This window comes from Gemmobacter lutimaris (assembly GCF_003570715.1).
Classification (GTDB): Bacteria; Pseudomonadota; Alphaproteobacteria; order Rhodobacterales; family Rhodobacteraceae; genus Gemmobacter; species Gemmobacter lutimaris.
On record NZ_QXXQ01000027.1, the window covers coordinates 1 to 18,527 of the forward strand.

The window sequence follows — 18,527 nt, forward strand, 5'->3', positions numbered from 1 at the left end:
CACTGCGGGGCATCATGATATCCCCAATCTGACGCAGACATTATGTTGCGCCGACGGCAGCAACCCAAAACAAACAAAGGGGAAATCAAAGCCCGGCAACATAACCCGCGCCGCAACATGGTCCTGCTTATGTTGAATTCAACATAACACCGACGGCGCCACCGGTGAACATGGCGATCTTCTCGACATCATCCGCGAGCGGACGGGGATCACGCGCTTTCCCGATCTTCTGGCCGAGGCGCGCGCGCATCTTGGCCGTCCGGCGCAGGTTACCCCGGATGGCCCTTCCCCGAGAAAATCGAAGTCCCCCGGGGGCACCCCAGAGGTGGCAGCGCGCTTGTATGTGGCCTCGGTCCCTGTTCCAGGCACGCTTGCGGAAACCTATCTCCGCTCCCGGGGCATTATCCTTGGCGGCAAGACGAGCGCCCTTCGCTTCCACCCGAAGTGCTGGCATCGGGATGAGGGTCAGACCAAGAGCATTCCCCGACCAGCGCTGATCGCTGCGGTCACCGATGGGGCAGGGGCCTTGCAGGGGGTACATCGCACCTGGCTCGCGCCTGACGGCCAAGGCAAGGCGGCAGTCGAGACGCAGCGGCGGGCCATGGGTCACCTTCTTGGCAATGCCGTCAGGTTGACCCCATGTGATGACATCCTCGTTGTCGGCGAAGGCATCGAGACCATGCTTTCCGTTCGTGAGGCCGCCCCCGGCCTTCCCGTCTGGGCCGCTCTCTCATCGGGTCACCTTGGAGCCGTTCTGTTGCCGGAGGGGTTGCGGCGCCTCTACATTGCCATCGACCGCGATCCTGCCGGGCAGCGCGCAGCGGAGAGGTTGACCGCCAGAGCAGCAGAGGTCGGGATTTCGGTGCGGGTGCTCGAACCGCGGCTCGGGGACTTTAACGACGATCTTCTTGCGGATGGACCGGCGGTGCTGCGTCAGCATCTGTCAAAGCAGATCGGTCCCGAGGATCAGCAGCGCCTGGAAATCTGAGCTTCTCCGCGCAAGGGGCGTTTCAAGACGGCGGGGCAGGCGGACTGGAGCCATCGCAGGTCTGAACCGTCACCTTCTGCCTCTTCTCGGGGCAGCTTATCCACCCGTCCCCCGAGCGGCCTTCAAGAGATGGGCAAGCGGCCGTCAAAGGGGACGACCCTTCAAGGACGGGGGGCAACTGATTTCCGCCAGCGGGGCACGCCCCGCCTTTGCATCGCGACACAAATCAGCCACCCCCCGTCCTCCTCCACATGCGTTCCGGCCCCCGCTTTTGAGTTGTTTGGGGGCGGGGGTGAAGGGTCCTCCCCCGTGACGGCGCATCTACGCCCATGAAGGCCGCGCGGGATGACGCGCGGACCAGACAGGCCCGGAGGCAAGAAGAAGATGACGTTCCAAACCCGCGACGACGCTTACGAACCCGCCCACACCGCATCCCAGACCGCCAATGCGCTGGAGGAGCTGCAGCTCTACGGCTACCGCCCCTTCGAGGACGAGCCCGATCCCCGCCCGATGCCAGATGCAGACCGCCTTCGGGGTGCCGTCGCGGATATCTTCGACGCCCTCGTCGCGAGCCTCGCCGACACTCGCATGGAACCCGACCTCGAAGAAGTGCTCTGGGGCCAGGTCAACCTCTTCCACCGCGCCACCGCCCGGATCGAACGGACGCTCGACGACAACGAACAGGGCCAGCGCCGCCTCCAGCGCGAGCAGGACGGCTCCGAAGTGAAATCCACCGAGCTCGAGCGTCTGACGGCCGAGGGCCTGACCCTCACCGAACGGCGGAACTGCATCGACATGATGCGCGATCACGCCGCCACCGAGTTCTGGCATCACACGGGCTCCACCTGGAGGCCCCGCACTGGGTCAAAGGTGAACCACCAGCACCTGACCGCAGCTCTGATCGACAGCCGCGACTTCCTCGCCGCCAAGCGCCGGGCCGAGACCGAAGTGATGCTGCCCGCAGGACCCAAGGTCGCCCTCACCGGGGGGACCGACTTCAACGATCACCGCCTGATCTGGGGCAAGCTGGATCAGGTCCGCACCAAGTATCCCGACATGGTCCTTCTGCATGGGGGAAGCCCCAAGGGCACCGAACTCATCGCCGCCAAATGGGCCGAGGCCCGCGGTGTGACCCAGGTTGCCTTCAAGCCTGACTGGACCAAGCACGCCAAGGCCGCCCCCTTCAAGCGCAACGACGCCATGCTTGATGTGCTCCCCGTGGGTGTCCTCGTCTTCCCGGGCAATGGCATCCAGGAAAACCTTGCCGACAAGGCCAAGAAGCTCGGCATCCCGGTGGTGAAGTTCGAGAGGGGGGCGTGAGCCCCCCAACTTTCGAGGGCCGGAGATCGGCCCTCGTAAAACAATCCGTTCAGATTGACGCTGGCAGTTCTCTGGCTGCGGCCGATTGCATGTCGAGCAAGCTGGCGTTCCGGCGCGCGAGGGTTTCGTGCCACTCCTGCGCTTCCCGATCTTTGAAGAAAACAGCCGTCGGCGCCAATCGCGCAACCGCTGCCTCGACGTCCTCCAGCGCGACCCGAAAAAATTCCTTCCGGAAATTCGACATGTTGATCCGTTTTTCGGCGAATTCCTTGTGGAGGGCCGCCTCCAGCGCGGGAGCGGCATCGCTGTAGATCATGGCATGGGTGTCGAAACTGAACGGCACGCTGGCGTCCCCAAGTTCGCGCACCCGGTCATCCGGATCCAGCCTGCGGGTCAGCCCGATCTTCACCACATCGTCCCCGAAGGAGCCGACGTTCGAGATGATATAGACGTAGCCGGACTTCGTCATTTCGGCCATGGCTCGGGCACGTTCGCTGGCCAGATGGGCCGCAGCCAGAGTGGCTTCCAGTTCTGCGATCCGTTGGGCGTTGCCGTCACCATTCGCCTCTTTGCGAGCTTTCTCCAGAAGGGCCTGGTACTTGGCCTCCTCCCGCTCAGCCGCCTCGGCTTCAGCCAGGAGCTTCTTCTCTTCCTTCTCGGCACGCGCCATTTCGGCCCGCTCGTCCTTTTCGCGTTTCAACTGTTCGCGGTATTCGTGGGTGAGCCGGAGTTCTTCGATCTTGAGGGCGACGAACCTGTCGTTCAGCGTCAGGTTCATCGAGGTGTTTTCCTTGTCGATCGAGGCCGCTGCCGACAAGATGCGCTTCTCCATCGCAACAACGTTGTTCCAGCGGACATTGGCGATCGCAGCTTCGCATTCGTTATTGAAGGCCCGCATCGTTAATCGCATCTGACGGTTGATCATGGTGGCCCCTTTGGCCTTGCTGCCCTCCACCGTCCATTCGGTCGGGCAGAGCGCCGCCTGCTTTGCCGAAATCATCGCCTTCTGGCGGTCCCGAACCTCGACGATCTTGGCCTTGAACTCCTCGCTGTCAGTAAAATCGAAATGGGGCTCATAGATGCCTAATTCAGCAAAGGCGAGCCGTTCATCATAGATGGCGACTTGGCTTTCCAGCCGGTCGAAATGCGCCCGCTTTTCGGCATAGGATTTGCGGAGCGCGTCGATGTCCGAAGTGAGTGCGGAAGCAATGCTCTGGAGACGTGCTACCTCGGCTTCTTCGGAAATGATTGCGGAATACTTTGCCTTCGTTGCCTCGTGCTCGGCTGCCAGCTTGGCGACCTCTTCTCTGTGGATCGCGGCAGCCGTCTCTGCCTCGGACGTCCTCGAGCGCAGCTTGCGTTTTCCAATCAGCCAGAGCACCAGAAATACGGGGGCCAGGACGAACCAAACCAAAGCCACAAATACGATCGGATCCATAGGTTCCCCTGAAAATACATTGTCACCGTAGAATGCTTGGGCGCCGTCTGCACCTCAAGATTGAATCTCGGTCCTCTGGTTGCAGCGCTGCCATTCCGCCCCGGTCCGATGTTGGTCTCGGGCTGAAGCCGATGTCCTCGTTGTTGTCGCGCCTATGGCATCCGCGAACTCGGTGCCGATCTGGCCGGTCGCGAGCCCGTCCTTCTCCGCGATGATCCCTGATCGTGGCGGTCACCTCTGTCGTATGGCGGGGTTCTTCGGATGGTGTGGGATCTGGATCTGAACCCTCTGCCCATATCGCAGGCCCCTCTGCGACCGGGCCGTGAAGTTGAGCCCATTGCTGCGGTGCCATTCGGTGTTCCAAATGCTCTGCGATCTCGGCGCGGGGTAGGGCGGCAGCCTAACGTGGGGGCAGGGGGAATATGTGGGCGCGGTGACCTAATTCTCGCTTCTCGGGACGGTTCCCCCTTGGTCCTGACATTGCCGGATGAGGTCGGCTAAACTTGTCAGCTTGGGTTCCTCTCCCCCTGTGGTCTGGTTGAGGCACCTCCTCTTCGACTGACAATCCCCTAAGCCTGTTCGGTTTCCTGCCCGCAACCCCGCTCTTGTCCGGGCCGTGTTGGCCGCAAAGCGTCCTGCCCGCTCCACCCCGTCCCCTCGGGGGTTTCCGGCTGGTCCTTGGCCCAGCCGTGCAGACGTCTCCCGACAGGCTTCTGCCGGGTCTTGTCGAAGGGATGGTCCCTCGCACCAGACACAGGAGAAACACCATGCAGAACATCGTCATCCTCGCCGGCAACATCGGTCAGGCCCCGGAAGCCCTCACCACCCAGGGCGGCACGAAGATCACCCACTTCACCCTCGCCACCTCGCGCCCCCGCCTGTCGGAAGGCCGCCCGATCCGCGACGAGCACGGCTACCGCGTGATGGACACCGAATGGCACCGCATCACCTGCTTCAACGGCCTCGGCAAGTCGGTCGCCGAGAACTGCGAGAAGGGCATGAAGGTCCTCGTCCAGGGCCGCATCCACTACTCGAAGTGGACCGATGCGGCGGGTGTCGACCGCTACGGCTGCGAGATCATCGCCGAGAAGATCGACTTCCTCAGCCGCCCGAAGACGGCCGAGGGCGAAGGCCCCGAGCTGATCGACAACAACGACGAGGTCGGCTTCTGAAGCCGACCAGCACCTCCCCGGCGGGGAAACCCGCCGGGTCGGGGGAAGCCTCGAGACAGGCCAAGGACGGGAAAACGGCCCAAACCGGCCGGTCAGGCCCAACGCTTGGCTTCGCCGCGCCCCGACCGAAGCCGACGTCGATGCGCATCGCAACAAAAGTAGCGGGACCCATGCACGGTGATGATCGAGACACAGCGCAGCCCCGGTCGCACCCGCAGCAAAGCAAACATGTGTCACGCATAATAGAGTGCGAACATCGCCCTACTCACGCGGGCTCGAGGCGCCTTTGCAAAGCGAAACGGCAGGGATTTCCCCCTGCCGCTCCACCTCCCGGTGCGTTGTTCGACGAACACAGATCGGCCCGACGTGGAGCCCTATCGCGCTCAGCCGGCGCACCGGGAAAGCCGTCCACCGCCAAGGCGGTGAAAGCCGCTACTCCTGAATCCCCTGCGGCAGCGCGCGCCGCCGGTCCGGGGTTCTCTCGGTCACGAGGCTCTGGAAGAACTCATCCCAGCCGAGGCCCGGATCTTCCTCCCGATGGGGCACCTTGTGCGCCCCGTGTGTCTTGCCCGAAGGCATATTGTCGGCAGGCATGTTTGGCCCTCCGTAACATCCCGGAGAGAACCCCCGAGAATATCGTCTGACGGCGTGGTGCGCGGCTCAGTCGCGCGCTTTCGCCTTGACCGGGGACGCGGCGGATGCCGCTCCAGTCCCTTCGCGCGCGATGCGGGCCGCGCGCAGCCGCGCCGTCAGCTCGGCGCGTGTATCTGCCTCGGTCTCGCGGATCAGCTTGACGGCGGCATCGGTGCGCTCCTGCGCCGTGGACGGCGGCTGAGCAATATCGCGGAAAAAACCGCGGGTCTTGTCCTTGCGGGGCATGACGCCTCCTTGATCGTGTGATCCGGCCAAGGCGGCCGGACCCCGGATCGATCCGATCAGGCGACTTTCAGATCGCGAGCGGATTCACGGCCGTCGCGGCCGGATTCGACCTCAAAGGTGACCGCTTGACCGTCATTCAGCTGCGCGATCCCCGCGCGCTCAAGGGCCGAGATATGGACAAAGATGTCCTTCCCGCCGCTTTTCGGTTCGATGAATCCGAAGCCTTTGGTGGCGTTAAACCATTTCACGGTGCCATTGGCCATCGTGAGATCTCCTTAAATGAATACCGCCCGCAAGATGCGGCGGCTTGGCCCAGTCAATTCAAAAAGGCAGACTGAAGCCGAGAAAGGAGACAGGTGCAGTTGGGAACAACGTAGCTTGGCCTTCCTATACGGTTTGCCGGCCTTTTGCAAAGGAAAAGGCCCGCCTTCGGATCTTCGTACCGCTGGCGGGCCCTTGCCCCGATCGTTTGTGCGGCTCAGTCGATCTGATCGGTCCAGACCTCGAAGCCGGTCAGCACATTGGCCCCGAAGGAATGGATCAGCGGCACATCGGCGGCATCGCGGCCCCGGGCGACCAGCACACGGCCGATCCGCGGCATGTTGTTGCGCGGGTCGTAGACCCACCAACGATCCCCCAGCCAGACCTCCATCCAAGCCGCGAAATCGCCCGGCGCATAGGGCGGCTCCATGCCGATATCGCCCAGATAACCGGTGCAATAGCGCGCGGGGATGTTCATGCAACGGCAAAAGGCGATCGCGAGATGCGCATAGTCGCGGCACACGCCCTGCGCCTCGGCATAGGCCTGCGCGGCGCTGCGGGTCGCGCGGGCGGCGAGATAGTCGAAGCGGATATGGCGATGCACGAAATCGCAGATCGCCTGCACCCGGGCCGATCCGGGCGGGGTATGCTCAAAGAGCCGCCAGGCGATATCGGACAGAACATCCGTCTCGCAATAGCGGCTGCCCAGCAGAAAGACGAGCGCCTCGTCGGGCAGGGCCTCGACCGCCACCTGACCGCCCTCGGGCGGGCGCGCATCGGGCAGGCCGCTGTCGGCGATGATCGCCTCGGCACCGATACTGAACGCCCCAGCGGGCGCAACAAGGCGCGTGCACCAGTTACCGAATCCGTCGCGATAGGCGCTCAGCGGCACCGGCGGCACGCTGCGCAGATGATCGGGGAACTCCAGATCGCCCGCGCGCGAGAAATGCACGTTGAGCAAAGCGATCATGGGGGTTGGCTGCTGCAGGCTCAGATTGAACCGGCACCCGAGCTTGATCCGAATGTCAGAGGCGCTCATCATGGACCTCTCTGGGTTTGAACGGGACACCGGGTCTGGGCGGGTCGGCCCTCATTCCGATTTGCGATCGAAACGCGACCATGCCTTGCGCCGTTCGGCGCCCTCGGGCGCGTAAGAGGTGTCGAAGATCGACTTGCGCTCGGGCGGCGTCGGGGAATCGGGAATGTGCGAGGTGAGGGTCCGGGGGGCCTCGGCGGCTTTGGGCGCCTTGGTGTCAGGTCTCTTCATGGGTCAGCATCCTTTCAGGCAACACGGTCTTTGGGGTCTGATGCCGCGTCGCAAGGAACACAGGGCGCCGTCGCGATCAGGCCTTCGGACTGCAGGTCTGGAAGATCGGAGGGCACGGATCACTGCCCGGTTCCCCGATCGGCGCCACGGCGCCCGCAGAGGTCGTCGTCCGACCCCGGGATGAACACTGCAGATCCTCATGATATGGGCCGATCTCGGCCCAATTGCGAGCCCTGTTTCCGGCGAACCGTCGCGAAACCGTCGCCGGGCGACAGAAAACCGCCTTCGGATGGTTCGGACGGCCCAAGCTGTCGGAATATTATCTTTCCGCAGCAACGGGTTGACGGATATGCGGCGCGGGAGTGCTTTATTTTCTCGCAATCCAGTCTGCGAGCCCCTATCTAGGTCAGGCATTTCTTCTTCTCGGACCCTGTTCCTTCTGGCTCAGCGACGACCATGAGCCGTGCTCTGCCCCTGCATCCTGCGGGCGGCACTTCAGAAAGGGACACACGATGACCGATACCGGCCACGTAAAACAGCTCGACCAGACCAGAGACCTTGGGCGCGCCGCGCCGGCGGCCTGGGGACACGATGGGCGCGCCCATACCGGGGAATGCCGTCAGGCCGAACCTGCCCGCGGGCACGGCTCGGATGGCGCCGCGCGACCTCGCGAATGACCAAACTGGCAGGCTTTCCGGTGCGCGACCCGCGCGGCCAGAGCCGAGGCCCAGACATCAACCTGGCGCGAACGGCCCTTTGGCCGGGGCGCCCTCGGCGAGCGGAACCGGCCCGGCCGGGTACCCTCGCGTTTTCCAAGAAAGACCAATACTTTGATCGAAATCTACTGGGGTGTACCCATGTCTCTTGTCATCTCGCCCGAGGGCGACGTGAAGAAATTCAGCACGATCGAACAGGCGCAATACTGGCTGCGCAAGAAATGGCCCGTTGCCGACGCGGCGCGCCTACATGCGCTTGGCCGGCTTGAGGCCGCGATGGACTGTCTGGGCTCGGTCGGCGAGGCGCGCCACGCCTTCCTCGGCGCGGCCCGCAGCGCGGGCTTCGTGCCGCAACACTCCCCCGACCTGCCCCGCGCCGCCTGAGCGCGCCCCGACCACAGGCTTGCACCACCGCGCACGAGGCCAAGGATGCTGAGCGTCCGATCCAGACTTTTCGACGTGTTTTTCGGGCTTTGGACCTTGCTGCAAAGCCTCTTCATCCCGGCCTTGGCCGTGCTGCACCGCCCGGGCCTGACCCGCGCCGCGATCCGCTTCTGGACCCGCGGCGTGCTGGGCCTGTCGCACCGCATCCTCGGGCTGCGCCTGCGCGAAGAGGGCGTCGAGAACAAGCATCTCGATGCCCCCTGCATCTATGTCTGCAACCACCAGTCCACCTGGGAAACCCTCGCGTTCAACCAGCTGGTGCCCGATGTCTGCATAATCGCCAAGCAGGAGCTGCGCAAGATCCCGGTCTTCGGCTGGTTCCTGCGCCATGCGCCGATGATCCTAGTCGACCGCAGCGGCGGCGGCCGGGCAATGGCGGCGATGATTTCCGAGGCGCGGCAGGAGGTGGCGCGCGGCCGCTCGATCCTGATCTTCCCCGAAGGCACCCGCATCGGCGTGCATGAGCAACGCAAGTTCCAGCCCGGGCTGATTGCGCTCTATCGCAAGCTCGATCTGCCGGTGGTTCCGGTAGTGCACAATGCCGGCTGCTTCTGGGGCAAAGGCGCAAAGCGGGGCGGCACGATCGTCGCCTCTTATTTCCCACCGATCCCGCCCGGCCTGCCCCCCGCCGAGGTGATGGCGCAGGTCGAGCAGCTTCTGAACACCGAAAAGAGCCGCCTCGTCGCGGCCATGTCCTGAGACAGTTTCGTTGCCTTGTGCCCAAGCGGCCCTGAAGACATGCGACCGTCCGCTTTCCAGCCTGGATGGGCGGCCAGATGATCCGAGCTGACCGACAGCTTCCCGCCCTCTGTGTCAATTTGTGTTACATAATCTTCGCTACGCGACATGGACCGGCGGCTAAACCGGACAGGCCCATCCGCCCTGACGGTCACGGTAAATGTTGGTCACCTGCCGAAAGATTTCCGAGTCTTGCCTTCCGTCATCCAGTCCCGACCACCGAAGGCAACAAGTGCAACAAAGAGGCGGTCCTGGGCGAGATCCGCACGGAACACGACGGTAAGTCGGTGACCCCGCCCGCCATGGCGGACGAGCCATCCATCGAGTGGTGGCGCCAATCGAACACCGGACAGCGGATTGGCTGAGATGTCGGCGATAAGCTCGTCGACCTCATCAAGGCGTCGTCCGGCAGCGTCGAAGTCCCCACCGGTGACCTCGACGATGTGATCAACCAACGCGGCGAGGTCTTGGTCAACTAACGGATGTCGAACGAGGTGCATCAGGCGGCGGTGCCACCGCCGGACTCGGCGAGCCGTGCCAGTTGGGCACGCGCACCAGATGTGATGGATTCGCCCGTTCGGACGGGTTCCCATGCATCAAGGGGGAGGGCGAGACGCCTCTGGACTTCGGCTTCGAAGATAAGGCGCTCCCTCTCCCGCGCCGCGCGCGCACGCGCCATTTCGCCAGAGACCGCAGCGCTGATGTTTGGATATTCCCCGCTCTCGACGAGCTCGCGAGCGAAGTTGAAAGCAGCATCTGTGAAGCTGACACTCTGCTTGTGAACGCTCATCATCTTCTCCGCCGGTGGTCCATTGGAGCACCATAAACTTTCCCCAAGTTCCTTTCAACGATCGCATGCGGCTGACTTTGCGCAGGCCATCCACGAGCGGCGGGCGGAAAGCCTGTAACTTAGGGCTACATTTGCCGGGTAGGCAGATACCCACGCCGCTCCTTCTGGCGAAGCGTTCGGACTGCAGCCTTCTCCGCCTCTGCGGCAGACAGGCAAGTTTCGACACTTGTCCGACCGCGCGTCCCGATCCTGCCCCAGGTCCGAAGAACGGAGACCTCGCCGAACAGTGTCGGTGCGACTTCAATGCAATAGAACCGGGCCATGTTGGCCTTGGGATCGGTGCGGTGCAGATGTGCCAATGCCATTGCTATCCTCCTCGGCTCAGAATCTGCTCCGGTGCGTAGGAAGTCCAATGGCATTTCTGAATCGGATAGTACGATCCGATTCAGAAACTTGATGGATGGCAACCTTCGGGTCGCCCTTGGCTATGAGCGCGGCCGCCTACCGGCGGCCTGCCTTGATCAGGAGGCTTCAAACTGCTGAAGGTGGGTCACTGCCACGACGGCGAGCTTTCTCGGGCGGCGTTTGTTGGCAGTGTACCAGACCGTCTTGCGCTCGCCCGTGTGGCTGAACTCATAGGTGACGCCGAGGATCGTCTCACGGTGATCCGGGTCAACCATCCATTCCACAGGCCGACCAACATCAAGTTCGGCTGTCGGCGTGACGTAGTGGAGGGCATTCGATTTCTGATCAGTCATTTCTCTTCTCCCTCGGGTGTCGTGTGCAGCGGCGCTTTGTCCAGGGCCAAGTCGAACGCCTCCTGGAACCGTGCGCGGAAGGCCGGGCCCATGACCCGCGCCAATCCTAAGATTCCAAGCGGGTCGTGCCGGGCGGCCAAGTCGGCTGCAAAAGGCGGTCGCAGGGTCAATGTCACGCTGGTCGGATGCTTGCCCCGCGCGCCGCGAGGCTCACTGACTTCGGGCATGCCATCGCGCTCCCAATCGTCAAAGAGCTGGTCACGCAGGCCCTGGGCCACGCGACGGATCAGGAACTGGACCGAGCACCGCGCCACTGCGGCCCAGGCTTCTGCCAGACAGGCTTGCCGGGCAGTGAGCGACACCGCGACATAGACGACCTGACCTCGGGCCGTTGCGGAAGGGGCAGGCACCGCATGGCGTTGCGCCAAGTGCGGTGGTGTCTGCGGTTCACCCTCCTCTTTCCGGGCTTCTTCTTGGCCGTAGATGGGCAATCCGCCATCATCGTGTTGAGGAATGACATGTGTGGAGGCTGCCCCGGTCAGAGGTTCTTCAGGCTTCACCCCCGACATGACATTGACCGAAGACAGCGGCGCCATGCTTGGCCTGTGGGCCTCTGCCGGTGGCGCGACCATCCCACCAAACCCAAGCTTTGCCGAAAAACCTGCGTCCTGCCGGATGATCCGCATCTGATCCTTACGCGGTGCCATTATGCGACCTCCGCCGGTGCCGCGATCAACTGATCAATCTCGTCGAGAAGTTCACCGGCTTCCTTCACGGCAGTCTGAAGATGCGCCGCCAGCCCGCGGTTTGGCGTTTTGTCCGCGATCGGGCCGAGGAGCCCTTCCTTGTCCATCCGGACATAGGCGCTGCGACTGGACAACCAGGCTTCGCACGCGGGCAACGACCGGAAGAGTTCATCCGCCACCGCGCGCTCGGCTTCAGAGAGCCGGACCTGCACCCGGCTGAACACAACGGAGAAGCCGGCAAGCTCATCCGGATTGTCGACCCGGCCCCGGAGCTTCAGATACCAGCTGGCCGTCTCAAGGGTCTCGCTGAGATCACCGCGTGACAGCATCATCGGGCAGATGATCCGGTGGGCGGCAACGGCAAGCACGTCTTGCGCCTCAGACCCGCCGCCGAAGGTGTCGATCAGGATCAGATGCTCCTGGTCCGGCTGTTCATAGATCTGGTCAATCGCCTCGACGACCCGGTGCGCGTCAAGTGTGTGGATCACCTCGACCAGCGGCGACCAGTTTCCGGCTGCTTGCCCCGCCTGCATCCACTTGAGGCAAGACTTCGAGGCATCCGTGTCGAAGATCGTGACCGTCTCGCCGCGACTTGCTGCGGCAGAGGCGAGGGCGCGGCAGAGCGTGCTTTTGCCCGATCCGCCCTTCCTGTTCATCACCAGCACAACCCGTATTCCGTAACCCATACCATCTTCCTCACTTCGCGTATCGCCGATCCCATTTGTCTGAATGCAGATCGCCAAAATCATTTATCTTAAATCACATCTCTTTAATCTGAAGCCGGACTGCGTATATCAGAAACCATCTCGCGCAAACCCTATTGCGCAAGGCGTATTTCTTTAATCATTTGTCTGATTACTGGATGCGTATATCTTTTATCTGATCGCGCAATGCGTGTATCATAAGGCGTAGCCCTGATCACACGTCGCTGATGCCATAACACGCATCCTAAACATCCTTTCTTCGAACCCGCAACACTGAACGGTTGGGTCCTCACATCAATAAAAACAGGGCGTTACCACCACTTCTTCCCGGGAAATGCCCTCCTGCCAAGGGCTTGGAGGGGCACCTTCTCCGGTTGCGCCTTGTGCATTCAGCGAACAGCGAAGTGCACTCGGTGTCAGGTGAGTTACCCAAGGGGAGCACAACCTGCAAGGGGTCATATCGCGCATAGATTGTGCTTGATCAAGGGGCGAAAGAAGGGGATAGAGAAGGTGGCAGGAAATGCGATGTGTCTACAAATATTCGGTGGATGAGGTCTGTGGTAAAATATGACGCGCATGGAAAAGACCGAAATTCGGCTGGGGTGGCGAGGAATGCCGCTGATCCGGTGCCCCGGAAATCCGCCGGGCGCGGGCGCCCCCGGTCGGCGGATCGGGGACAGGTCGTCAGCTGCCGTCTGCCGGCTGAAGAGCTGCGGGCCTTCGATGCGCTTTGCGTGCAGCTTGGCGCGAAATCCCGCTCGGACGGGGTGCGGTCGGTCGTGCGGATGGCCTCGGGCTTCCTCGAATTCAGCCGGGAGGACAGCGCGCGTCTGGAGGAGATCCGCTACGAGCTGGCAAAGATCGGCACCAATGTGAACCAGATCGCGCTGGCGGCGAACCGGGGCCGGGCGCCGATGGTGCGGGCGCAATGGGCATCGGTCGAAGAATTGCGCCGGTCACTGCCGATGGTGGCGAAGGCGCTGAGCCAGATCATCGCGGAACGTCGGCGGCAGGGCGTGGCGCTGTTCCTGAAGTTTGCCGAAGGTCAGGCAGGCGCGCGCCGTGGTTAAGCCTGGTTCGCGGCCTGTTGGCCTCGCTCAGGCGGTTCTGGGCGATCTCGATTTCCTGCGGCCTCGGCAGGGGCGGGTGAAGGCGAGGTCATCCTCCCCCTCCCGGCAGGGCTTCCGGTTCTCAGCCCGGGCCAGCCAGCTGTGGCGCTTTGCCCTCGGCTCGCATGCCGCGGTCATCAAGAAGATCGGCAGGGGCGGCACGGCCAATGCGAAGGAGCTGGCGACGCAGATGGATTACCTGTTCTCGAAATCGGCCGCGATCTTCGGCAATGGCGTGGTGCTGGATGACAAGGCCAGGGGGCTGACCCGGGAAGAGCGCAGGGAGATCGTGGGCGACTGGGTGGAGGATTGGCGAGGGTCTCCCAAGAACGGGCACACCAGTCATCTGCTGCTGAGCTTTCCGTCCCATGTGCGGGCCGAGAAGGCCACGCTGATTGCCGAGGCCTGGGCCTTCGAGATGTTCCAGTCGGGCGAACATCAGGACGATGTCTGGTCCTATGTCGCGGCGCTGCATACCGACCGGGCGCATCCGCATGTCCATATCGTGGTGAACAACCGGGGCATGTTGAACGACAGCTGGTTCTTCATGGCCAGGGAGCATGCGTTCAACCTCGACAGGATGAAGGAGCGCATGGTGGCCATCGCGGCCGAGGAAGGCGTGTTCCTCGATGCCACGTCCCGGGCGGAGCGGGGGCTGCTGAGCTATGGCCCGTCGCGGGCAGAGATCGAGCGGGCACGGACGGAAGGCCGGGCGCCGGAAGAACGACCGCGCGAGGGCCGGGCGCTGGAGGATGCGCTGGCCACTCTGGCGCGTACGGCCGACACCATGCGCAGCCTGCACCATGTGGCAGCGCTGACCGGGTTGCCGGAGATCGGGGAAAAGATCGCCGAAGCGGAGGAGGTGCTGCGGCGGGGCGGGGTGCTGCATCCCTTTCCGGCCGAGGCGGCGACGCTCGAGCGCGCTGATCTGGAGCAGCATTTCAGCGGGTGGATGACGGAGACAGAAGCCAGGATCCGCAAGGCACCCATGGCCGAGCGGAAGGACCTGCGGGATGAGCTTTATGGCTATGCCGTCGACATCGCCCGTGGCCTCGGTGATGCCCGCGGCGCGCAGCTTCTGCAGATGATGCCGCAGTCGGTGATTTACGGCATGGCGCTCGATGGCGATGTCCTGATGCGGGGCAAGCTGGAGACGACCCTGCAGCCCGGGGCAACGGAGCGGCTGCGGGACGATATCCTGGCGGGTGCCGCCGCGATTGGCCTCAGCCGTGATCACATCGCCAGCCGTCTGGAAACGGGTGCAGCGAACGCCTGGGAAGAGCGGGATTGGGTGCGCAGCGATCTTCTGCTCCTCGCCGGACGGGAACGACTGGACCTGCGCGACCCGGAGCAGGGACGGCGCATGGCCGGGGAGCTGCAGGGGTTTTATGACCGAGCGGCGGCGGCGATTGACCATACCGTTACCCATGAAACCGCGCCTGAGAACGACCGGCTTGTGCGCGCGCTGCGGTCCATGGGACGCATCATGCAGGCCGAGGGCAAGGTTGAGTTCCGGGGGGATGCTCATGCGGAGCGCTTCGCGGGGGAATTGCGGGCGCGATATGGGGCGGGCATCGTGACAGACCTCGCCGCAGGCCGGACAGATGCGCTGGCGCAGGATGTCGGGGATCAGGCCGAACGCCACCGGATCGCCCGCGCAGTGGTCTCAGCCGCGAAATCGCATGTCGCCTTGGGACTGACTTTGCGTGAGGTGGCAAAGGCAGAGCGCGATTTGGCCAGACAATCGGAGCGCAAGGGCGTGGCGGACTGGGACCTGTGATCCGGTCCAGGTGCGCGCCGCCCCCGGTTTTCTCCTTCGGCTCTGGCCACGGTCAGCGTGCCCGCCATTTTGTCGCCAGGCACGGCTGCCATATCTTCCTGACAAGCCACAGCCGCTTCGATAGGCTGGTCGTCAAAACAGTACTGCTCGGCGGGTGAGACGTGGCAAAGAGTCGGATCGATGAGGCATTGGCCGCCCTTGCGGCTGCGGGCGACGATGGCTTTGGCGCGCGTCGCGATGTTCTGGAGCGCATGAGTTTCGACCTCTTGCATCGTCCGGCCCTGGGCGGCCAGATCGTCGCGCAGCTCTGTGCTATCGAAACGCCTTCGCCGAATGACGAGGGCCTTCTGGATCTGCTTGGCGCAGGCCTCGATGCCGCCCGTATCGCCAGGGAAAACGGCAAGGCGCGCGGCCAGACCTTTCTCAAGACTGTCGAAGACACGCTTGATCTTGCGCGGCGACAGGGGCGGATGACGCCTGCTCACAACCTCATCTTCGCCCAACTCTGGACGCGCAATGGCCTGACCGCCCCGGCTTCTCTGGAGTTGCACCGCCAGGGCGTCATTTTAGAAAATGGGCGACGTACGGCCAATCCCGTCGAAGGCGAAGCCCTGCTTGAAGGACTCTTCACCGAACTGATCCAGCAGGCAGAGGGCGATCCACTCGCATTGCACCATGCGCTGACCGAAAGTTTCCCGGCCATGCCCCCGGAGATGCGCGATCATGTGGTGGCCTATTCGGTGGGTCGAAGCGATGCGCTCCATGCCGATCTGGCCTGTTTCTGGCTGCTTGACCCGGCTCCACATATCCGCCTTGCCGCAGCGCAAGGCCTGGCTGATCGTCTTGCGCGCGGCGACCTTCCGGGGCGCATTCTGGCGACATTGGTCGTTCTGCGCAGCTGGATGCCCGAGGATGCGGCACGGAGAAGCGTCGATCAGGTTCTCAAAGAGGCCATGCGCAAAGGCGTTGTTGCTGACCCGGACGTGACCCCATGGAAGATTCATGGCATCCGCATGACCCTGCCGGATGGGGGTGGGGCGCAGAGCATCGGTGTCGCGCTGCAAGCAGGATCGCAACGCAAGATGGCGATGCTGCTCCTGAAGCAGGGGCAAGGCGTAAAGGATGCCTATACCATCCCCTGTGCTACCGCCCGGGAGCAGAAGTCGATCATTGAGCGCATGTCGGAAGAGGTTGGCGCATTGACCGGGACGACCGACTGTTTGCGCCGGGCCGTGTCTCTCGCGTTGGCCGATGGTCTTGCCCGCGATCTGCCGCCAGTGCCGGGGTTGATCGAGGTGGCGCGCCTCTGCGGCCTCGACGGGCTGCGCCCGGAGCCCAGATCGACGCCGGATCTTATTGCCGACATGGGATCGTTCGCGGCAGTCAAGGCGCTTCCCTCACGTCAGCAGGGTGCCCTGATCATGGCCAGCGAAGACTGGTGGGATCGGCACGAGATCATCGAAAGCTGGTTCGAGGACAGCGATGAAGCCCATGCGGTCCTCGACAAGGCGCGCAGCGCTCGCTCGGCAGAGGTCGCGCTCTGGAAATGGCTCGAGACCCGGCGCGACTGGTGGGCCCGTATCATGGCCCGCAGCGCCGATGTGCTGGAGAAAAGCCTTCATCCGGATGCGACCGGTTTTGTGGCTTGCGCCACCGCGCTTCTCGAAGGCCGGGAGCTGAAGAAGATCCCGGTCATGCTCGACATCCATGAGCAAACGATTGAGGCCTGGGTGCGGGATGATCCGGATTTCGATCCGGAGGCATCGCTTGAGGATCTGGCCGAAGCGGCCCCCGAGCCCGAGAAGAAGGGTGAAGTTGCCGCGCTGCTGCGCGGAACGGGCCTTTCGTCTGACTGGCTTGATGGCTACCTGACCGGGATCGTCATCGCGCCGAAAATCATCATGCCGAACCAGTGGCTGCCCCGGATTCTGGACGCCGTCCTTCCCCGGATCGACCCGTCCCGCTTCCAGCGGTTCATGGACCTTCTGATGATGCGTGCCCAGGCGGTTGCCGAAAGAGCGTCCGAGCCCGCCGAGTTCGCGGCCTCGATATCCAGTCGATCGAAGAAGGCGCAGGGCGATTGGGCATCCGGGTTTTCTGAGGCCCTGGACAGGTTCCAGTCGGCATGGCCGAAGAAGGGCATGACCAAGGAGAACCGAAGATTGATTGAGATTGGAGCGACTGGCCTGGCCGGTGCCGATCTGCCTGAACTCGCGGCTTTGATCGCGGAACGGCAGGCGAAAAACTCAGGGTGAAGATAGGGCGAGAGGCGTCGCGAAGGGCGGATTGCGGACATTCGCTGCATTTGCAAAGTGAAGAACAGCCCATGGAAAAGCGGACATGACAGCTTTGTTTTTTTCACTGGGAGTCAATCTCAATTGCAAGCGGAGGCACGCTTTGATAAGCAATCTAAAAGAGAAATGGGGCTGGTTGACTAGTGCAATTCATTGAGCATGGCCCGGACATACCAGATGAATTGCTTCTGGCCCTGGATGAAGGCCGAGTCGTATTCTTCTGTGGCGCTGGCGTCTCACGGGCTAAAGCTAAGTTGCCTGACTTCTTCGGCCTAGCAGATCAGATCCTAAAGACACTTGGCGTTCCTGACGACTCCGCGGCGGTCAAGATTTTGTCTGAGGCCCGCGAGATAGAAGGGCGAACCGGCGTGCCGGGTTTGATTTCAGCCGACCGAGTTTTCGGTCTGCTTGAGCGCGACTTTCTTGAAAGAGACATTGAGTCTGCCGTTGCGCAAGCCCTTGACCCGCACAAGGTGAAGGATTTCGACCCTGAGAAGGGTGTGGACCTGTCGGCACATGAAATTCTGCTGGACCTTGCTACGACCAAGGATGGTGTAACGAAGCTAGTCACGACCAACTTTGACCGATTGTTTGATGATTGCGGGCGAGGATTGGAGGCGTGGCAGCCGCCAAGGCTACCCGACCCGGCAAGACCGGGGGACTTGCATGGGATCGTCTATCTGCATGGCCGTGCTACGGGTGACTACGATGGGGCTGAGGGCGATGGGTTCGTTTTGTCGAGCGCTGAATTCGGGCGTGCATACCTTGCAGAAGGTTGGGCAACCCGCTTTTTCAAAGATGTGATCGATCGCTATTCCGTGGTGTTCGTTGGCTACAACGCGGACGACCCTCCAGTACAATATCTGCTGGAGGCCCTGAACAAATCATACGGACGGTTGGATGAGGCCTACGCCTTTCAGTCGGGTGATGCGGACGATGCGACGTCCCGCTGGGAGCACAAGGGTGTGACCGCAATCCCGTTCTCCAAGGACGACTAGGGTCAGGACCCATTGATCGGCTTGAGGCTGCGGTCGCTGCGTGATTCAAGCTCCCGGACATTGGGGGTGAGGATGAGCAACCTTTTCTGGCTGACAGACGAGCAGATGGAGCGGTTGAAGCCGTT

Annotated in this window: 21 protein-coding genes; 9 read left to right on the top strand and 12 right to left on the bottom strand. The window is 62.9% G+C overall.

All coding sequences use genetic code 11. The annotated features are described in order from the left end of the window. Positions 1-136 precede the first annotated feature (136 nt). Complete coding sequence (locus D2N39_RS21770) at positions 137-988, top strand: DUF7146 domain-containing protein (protein WP_119136837.1); 852 nt, start codon at positions 137-139, stop codon at positions 986-988. Positions 989-1,372: 384 nt separating this feature from the next. Beyond that, positions 1,373-2,308: a DUF2493 domain-containing protein gene (locus D2N39_RS21775; protein ID WP_119136838.1), complete on the top strand. Its 936-nt coding sequence runs from the start codon at positions 1,373-1,375 to the stop codon at positions 2,306-2,308. A 49-nt stretch (positions 2,309-2,357) separates the two neighbouring features. Here D2N39_RS21775 and D2N39_RS21780 read toward each other — a convergent pair whose 3' ends face one another. Beyond that, on the bottom strand, positions 2,358-3,746 hold the full coding sequence (locus tag D2N39_RS21780) for a DUF4041 domain-containing protein (protein WP_119136839.1): 1,389 nt from the start codon (positions 3,744-3,746) through the stop codon (positions 2,358-2,360). A gap of 767 nt (positions 3,747-4,513) precedes the next feature. Between D2N39_RS21780 and D2N39_RS21785 the strand changes: the two genes are divergently transcribed. Beyond that, entirely contained in the window at positions 4,514-4,918 is a 405-nt protein-coding gene (locus tag D2N39_RS21785; protein ID WP_108129889.1) for a single-stranded DNA-binding protein, read from the top strand. Between the two features lie 432 nt (positions 4,919-5,350). Here the strand turns inward: D2N39_RS21785 and D2N39_RS23010 are convergent, their stop codons facing one another. The 5 genes from D2N39_RS23010 to D2N39_RS23015 all read right to left on the bottom strand — a co-directional run bounded on the left by D2N39_RS23010 (position 5,351) and on the right by D2N39_RS23015 (position 7,325). Continuing rightward, the gene (locus tag D2N39_RS23010; RefSeq protein WP_158589905.1) at positions 5,351-5,512 is read right to left on the bottom strand and encodes a hypothetical protein; all 162 of its coding nucleotides are present in this window, start codon (positions 5,510-5,512) and stop codon (positions 5,351-5,353) included. A 66-nt stretch (positions 5,513-5,578) separates the two neighbouring features. After that, a complete protein-coding gene (locus D2N39_RS21790; RefSeq protein WP_108129890.1) occupies positions 5,579-5,797 on the bottom strand; it encodes a hypothetical protein in 219 nt (72 codons plus the stop codon). A gap of 56 nt (positions 5,798-5,853) precedes the next feature. Beyond that, positions 5,854-6,060, bottom strand: coding sequence for a cold-shock protein (locus D2N39_RS21795; protein WP_068768037.1), 207 nt, complete (start codon positions 6,058-6,060; stop codon positions 5,854-5,856). A 215-nt stretch (positions 6,061-6,275) separates the two neighbouring features. Continuing rightward, positions 6,276-7,028 carry a transglutaminase-like domain-containing protein gene (locus tag D2N39_RS21800; RefSeq protein WP_108129983.1) on the bottom strand — a complete coding sequence of 251 codons (753 nt, stop codon included), beginning with the start codon at positions 7,026-7,028 and terminating at the stop codon, positions 6,276-6,278. 120 nt (positions 7,029-7,148) lie between these two features. After that, on the bottom strand, positions 7,149-7,325 hold the full coding sequence (locus tag D2N39_RS23015; RefSeq protein ID WP_158589906.1) for a hypothetical protein: 177 nt from the start codon (positions 7,323-7,325) through the stop codon (positions 7,149-7,151). An 857-nt stretch (positions 7,326-8,182) separates the two neighbouring features. Between D2N39_RS23015 and D2N39_RS21805 the strand changes: the two genes are divergently transcribed. Both D2N39_RS21805 and D2N39_RS21810 read left to right on the top strand, forming a co-directional pair. Then, complete coding sequence (locus D2N39_RS21805; RefSeq protein ID WP_108129984.1) at positions 8,183-8,425, top strand: DUF982 domain-containing protein; 243 nt, start codon at positions 8,183-8,185, stop codon at positions 8,423-8,425. Positions 8,426-8,470: 45 nt separating this feature from the next. After that, entirely contained in the window at positions 8,471-9,184 is a 714-nt protein-coding gene (locus D2N39_RS21810; protein ID WP_108129891.1) for a lysophospholipid acyltransferase family protein, read from the top strand. Between the two features lie 206 nt (positions 9,185-9,390). Here the strand turns inward: D2N39_RS21810 and D2N39_RS21815 are convergent, their stop codons facing one another. The 6 genes from D2N39_RS21815 to D2N39_RS21840 form a co-directional block, all read right to left on the bottom strand. Next, entirely contained in the window at positions 9,391-9,723 is a 333-nt protein-coding gene (locus D2N39_RS21815; protein ID WP_089258539.1) for a type II toxin-antitoxin system RelE/ParE family toxin, read from the bottom strand. Beyond that, positions 9,723-10,013: a hypothetical protein gene (locus D2N39_RS21820; protein WP_108129985.1), complete on the bottom strand. Its 291-nt coding sequence runs from the start codon at positions 10,011-10,013 to the stop codon at positions 9,723-9,725. The genes D2N39_RS21815 and D2N39_RS21820 overlap by 1 nt, the downstream gene beginning before the upstream one ends. 125 nt (positions 10,014-10,138) lie before the next feature. Further along, a complete protein-coding gene (locus tag D2N39_RS21825; protein WP_325048525.1) occupies positions 10,139-10,432 on the bottom strand; it encodes a WGR domain-containing protein in 294 nt (97 codons plus the stop codon). A 102-nt stretch (positions 10,433-10,534) separates the two neighbouring features. Continuing rightward, entirely contained in the window at positions 10,535-10,771 is a 237-nt protein-coding gene (locus D2N39_RS21830; RefSeq protein ID WP_108129893.1) for a hypothetical protein, read from the bottom strand. Then, positions 10,768-11,478 carry a hypothetical protein gene (locus D2N39_RS21835; RefSeq protein WP_108129894.1) on the bottom strand — a complete coding sequence of 237 codons (711 nt, stop codon included), beginning with the start codon at positions 11,476-11,478 and terminating at the stop codon, positions 10,768-10,770. The genes D2N39_RS21830 and D2N39_RS21835 overlap by 4 nt, the downstream gene beginning before the upstream one ends. Then, the gene (locus D2N39_RS21840) at positions 11,478-12,266 is read right to left on the bottom strand and encodes a nucleotide-binding protein (protein ID WP_108129895.1); all 789 of its coding nucleotides are present in this window, start codon (positions 12,264-12,266) and stop codon (positions 11,478-11,480) included. Before D2N39_RS21840 ends, D2N39_RS21835 begins: the two co-directional genes overlap by 1 nt. Before the next feature lie 581 nt (positions 12,267-12,847). On the opposite strand from D2N39_RS21840, the gene mobC reads away from it, so the two are divergent. The 4 genes from mobC to D2N39_RS21860 all read left to right on the top strand — a co-directional run bounded on the left by mobC (position 12,848) and on the right by D2N39_RS21860 (position 18,402). Beyond that, positions 12,848-13,291: a plasmid mobilization relaxosome protein MobC gene (gene mobC, locus D2N39_RS23480; protein ID WP_233557371.1), complete on the top strand. Its 444-nt coding sequence runs from the start codon at positions 12,848-12,850 to the stop codon at positions 13,289-13,291. Beyond that, a complete protein-coding gene (locus D2N39_RS21850; RefSeq protein WP_146177483.1) occupies positions 13,284-15,110 on the top strand; it encodes a relaxase/mobilization nuclease domain-containing protein in 1,827 nt (608 codons plus the stop codon). The genes mobC and D2N39_RS21850 overlap by 8 nt, the downstream gene beginning before the upstream one ends. A gap of 161 nt (positions 15,111-15,271) precedes the next feature. Then, entirely contained in the window at positions 15,272-17,365 is a 2,094-nt protein-coding gene (locus tag D2N39_RS21855) for a UPF0149 family protein (protein WP_145693641.1), read from the top strand. 182 nt (positions 17,366-17,547) lie between these two features. Beyond that, on the top strand, positions 17,548-18,402 hold the full coding sequence (locus D2N39_RS21860) for an SIR2 family protein (protein ID WP_119136841.1): 855 nt from the start codon (positions 17,548-17,550) through the stop codon (positions 18,400-18,402). The last annotated feature ends 125 nt before the right edge of the window (positions 18,403-18,527 follow it).

Coding starts and splice junctions, on each gene's coding strand:
- D2N39_RS21835 (WP_108129894.1), bottom strand. CDS start 11,478: ATGGCACCGCGTAAGGATCAGATGCGGATCATCCGGCAGGACGCAGGT.
- D2N39_RS21830 (WP_108129893.1), bottom strand. CDS start 10,771: ATGACTGATCAGAAATCGAATGCCCTCCACTACGTCACGCCGACAGCC.
- D2N39_RS21800 (WP_108129983.1), bottom strand. CDS start 7,028: ATGATCGCTTTGCTCAACGTGCATTTCTCGCGCGCGGGCGATCTGGAG.
- D2N39_RS21785 (WP_108129889.1), top strand. CDS start 4,514: ATGCAGAACATCGTCATCCTCGCCGGCAACATCGGTCAGGCCCCGGAA.
- D2N39_RS21780 (WP_119136839.1), bottom strand. CDS start 3,746: ATGGATCCGATCGTATTTGTGGCTTTGGTTTGGTTCGTCCTGGCCCCC.
- D2N39_RS23010 (WP_158589905.1), bottom strand. CDS start 5,512: ATGCCTGCCGACAATATGCCTTCGGGCAAGACACACGGGGCGCACAAG.
- D2N39_RS21840 (WP_108129895.1), bottom strand. CDS start 12,266: ATGATTTTGGCGATCTGCATTCAGACAAATGGGATCGGCGATACGCGA.
- D2N39_RS21815 (WP_089258539.1), bottom strand. CDS start 9,723: ATGCACCTCGTTCGACATCCGTTAGTTGACCAAGACCTCGCCGCGTTG.
- D2N39_RS21790 (WP_108129890.1), bottom strand. CDS start 5,797: ATGCCCCGCAAGGACAAGACCCGCGGTTTTTTCCGCGATATTGCTCAG.
- D2N39_RS23015 (WP_158589906.1), bottom strand. CDS start 7,325: ATGAAGAGACCTGACACCAAGGCGCCCAAAGCCGCCGAGGCCCCCCGG.
- D2N39_RS21825 (WP_325048525.1), bottom strand. CDS start 10,432: ATGCCATTGGACTTCCTACGCACCGGAGCAGATTCTGAGCCGAGGAGG.
- D2N39_RS21805 (WP_108129984.1), top strand. CDS start 8,183: ATGTCTCTTGTCATCTCGCCCGAGGGCGACGTGAAGAAATTCAGCACG.
- D2N39_RS21795 (WP_068768037.1), bottom strand. CDS start 6,060: ATGGCCAATGGCACCGTGAAATGGTTTAACGCCACCAAAGGCTTCGGA.
- D2N39_RS21820 (WP_108129985.1), bottom strand. CDS start 10,013: ATGAGCGTTCACAAGCAGAGTGTCAGCTTCACAGATGCTGCTTTCAAC.
- D2N39_RS21775 (WP_119136838.1), top strand. CDS start 1,373: ATGACGTTCCAAACCCGCGACGACGCTTACGAACCCGCCCACACCGCA.
- D2N39_RS21810 (WP_108129891.1), top strand. CDS start 8,471: ATGCTGAGCGTCCGATCCAGACTTTTCGACGTGTTTTTCGGGCTTTGG.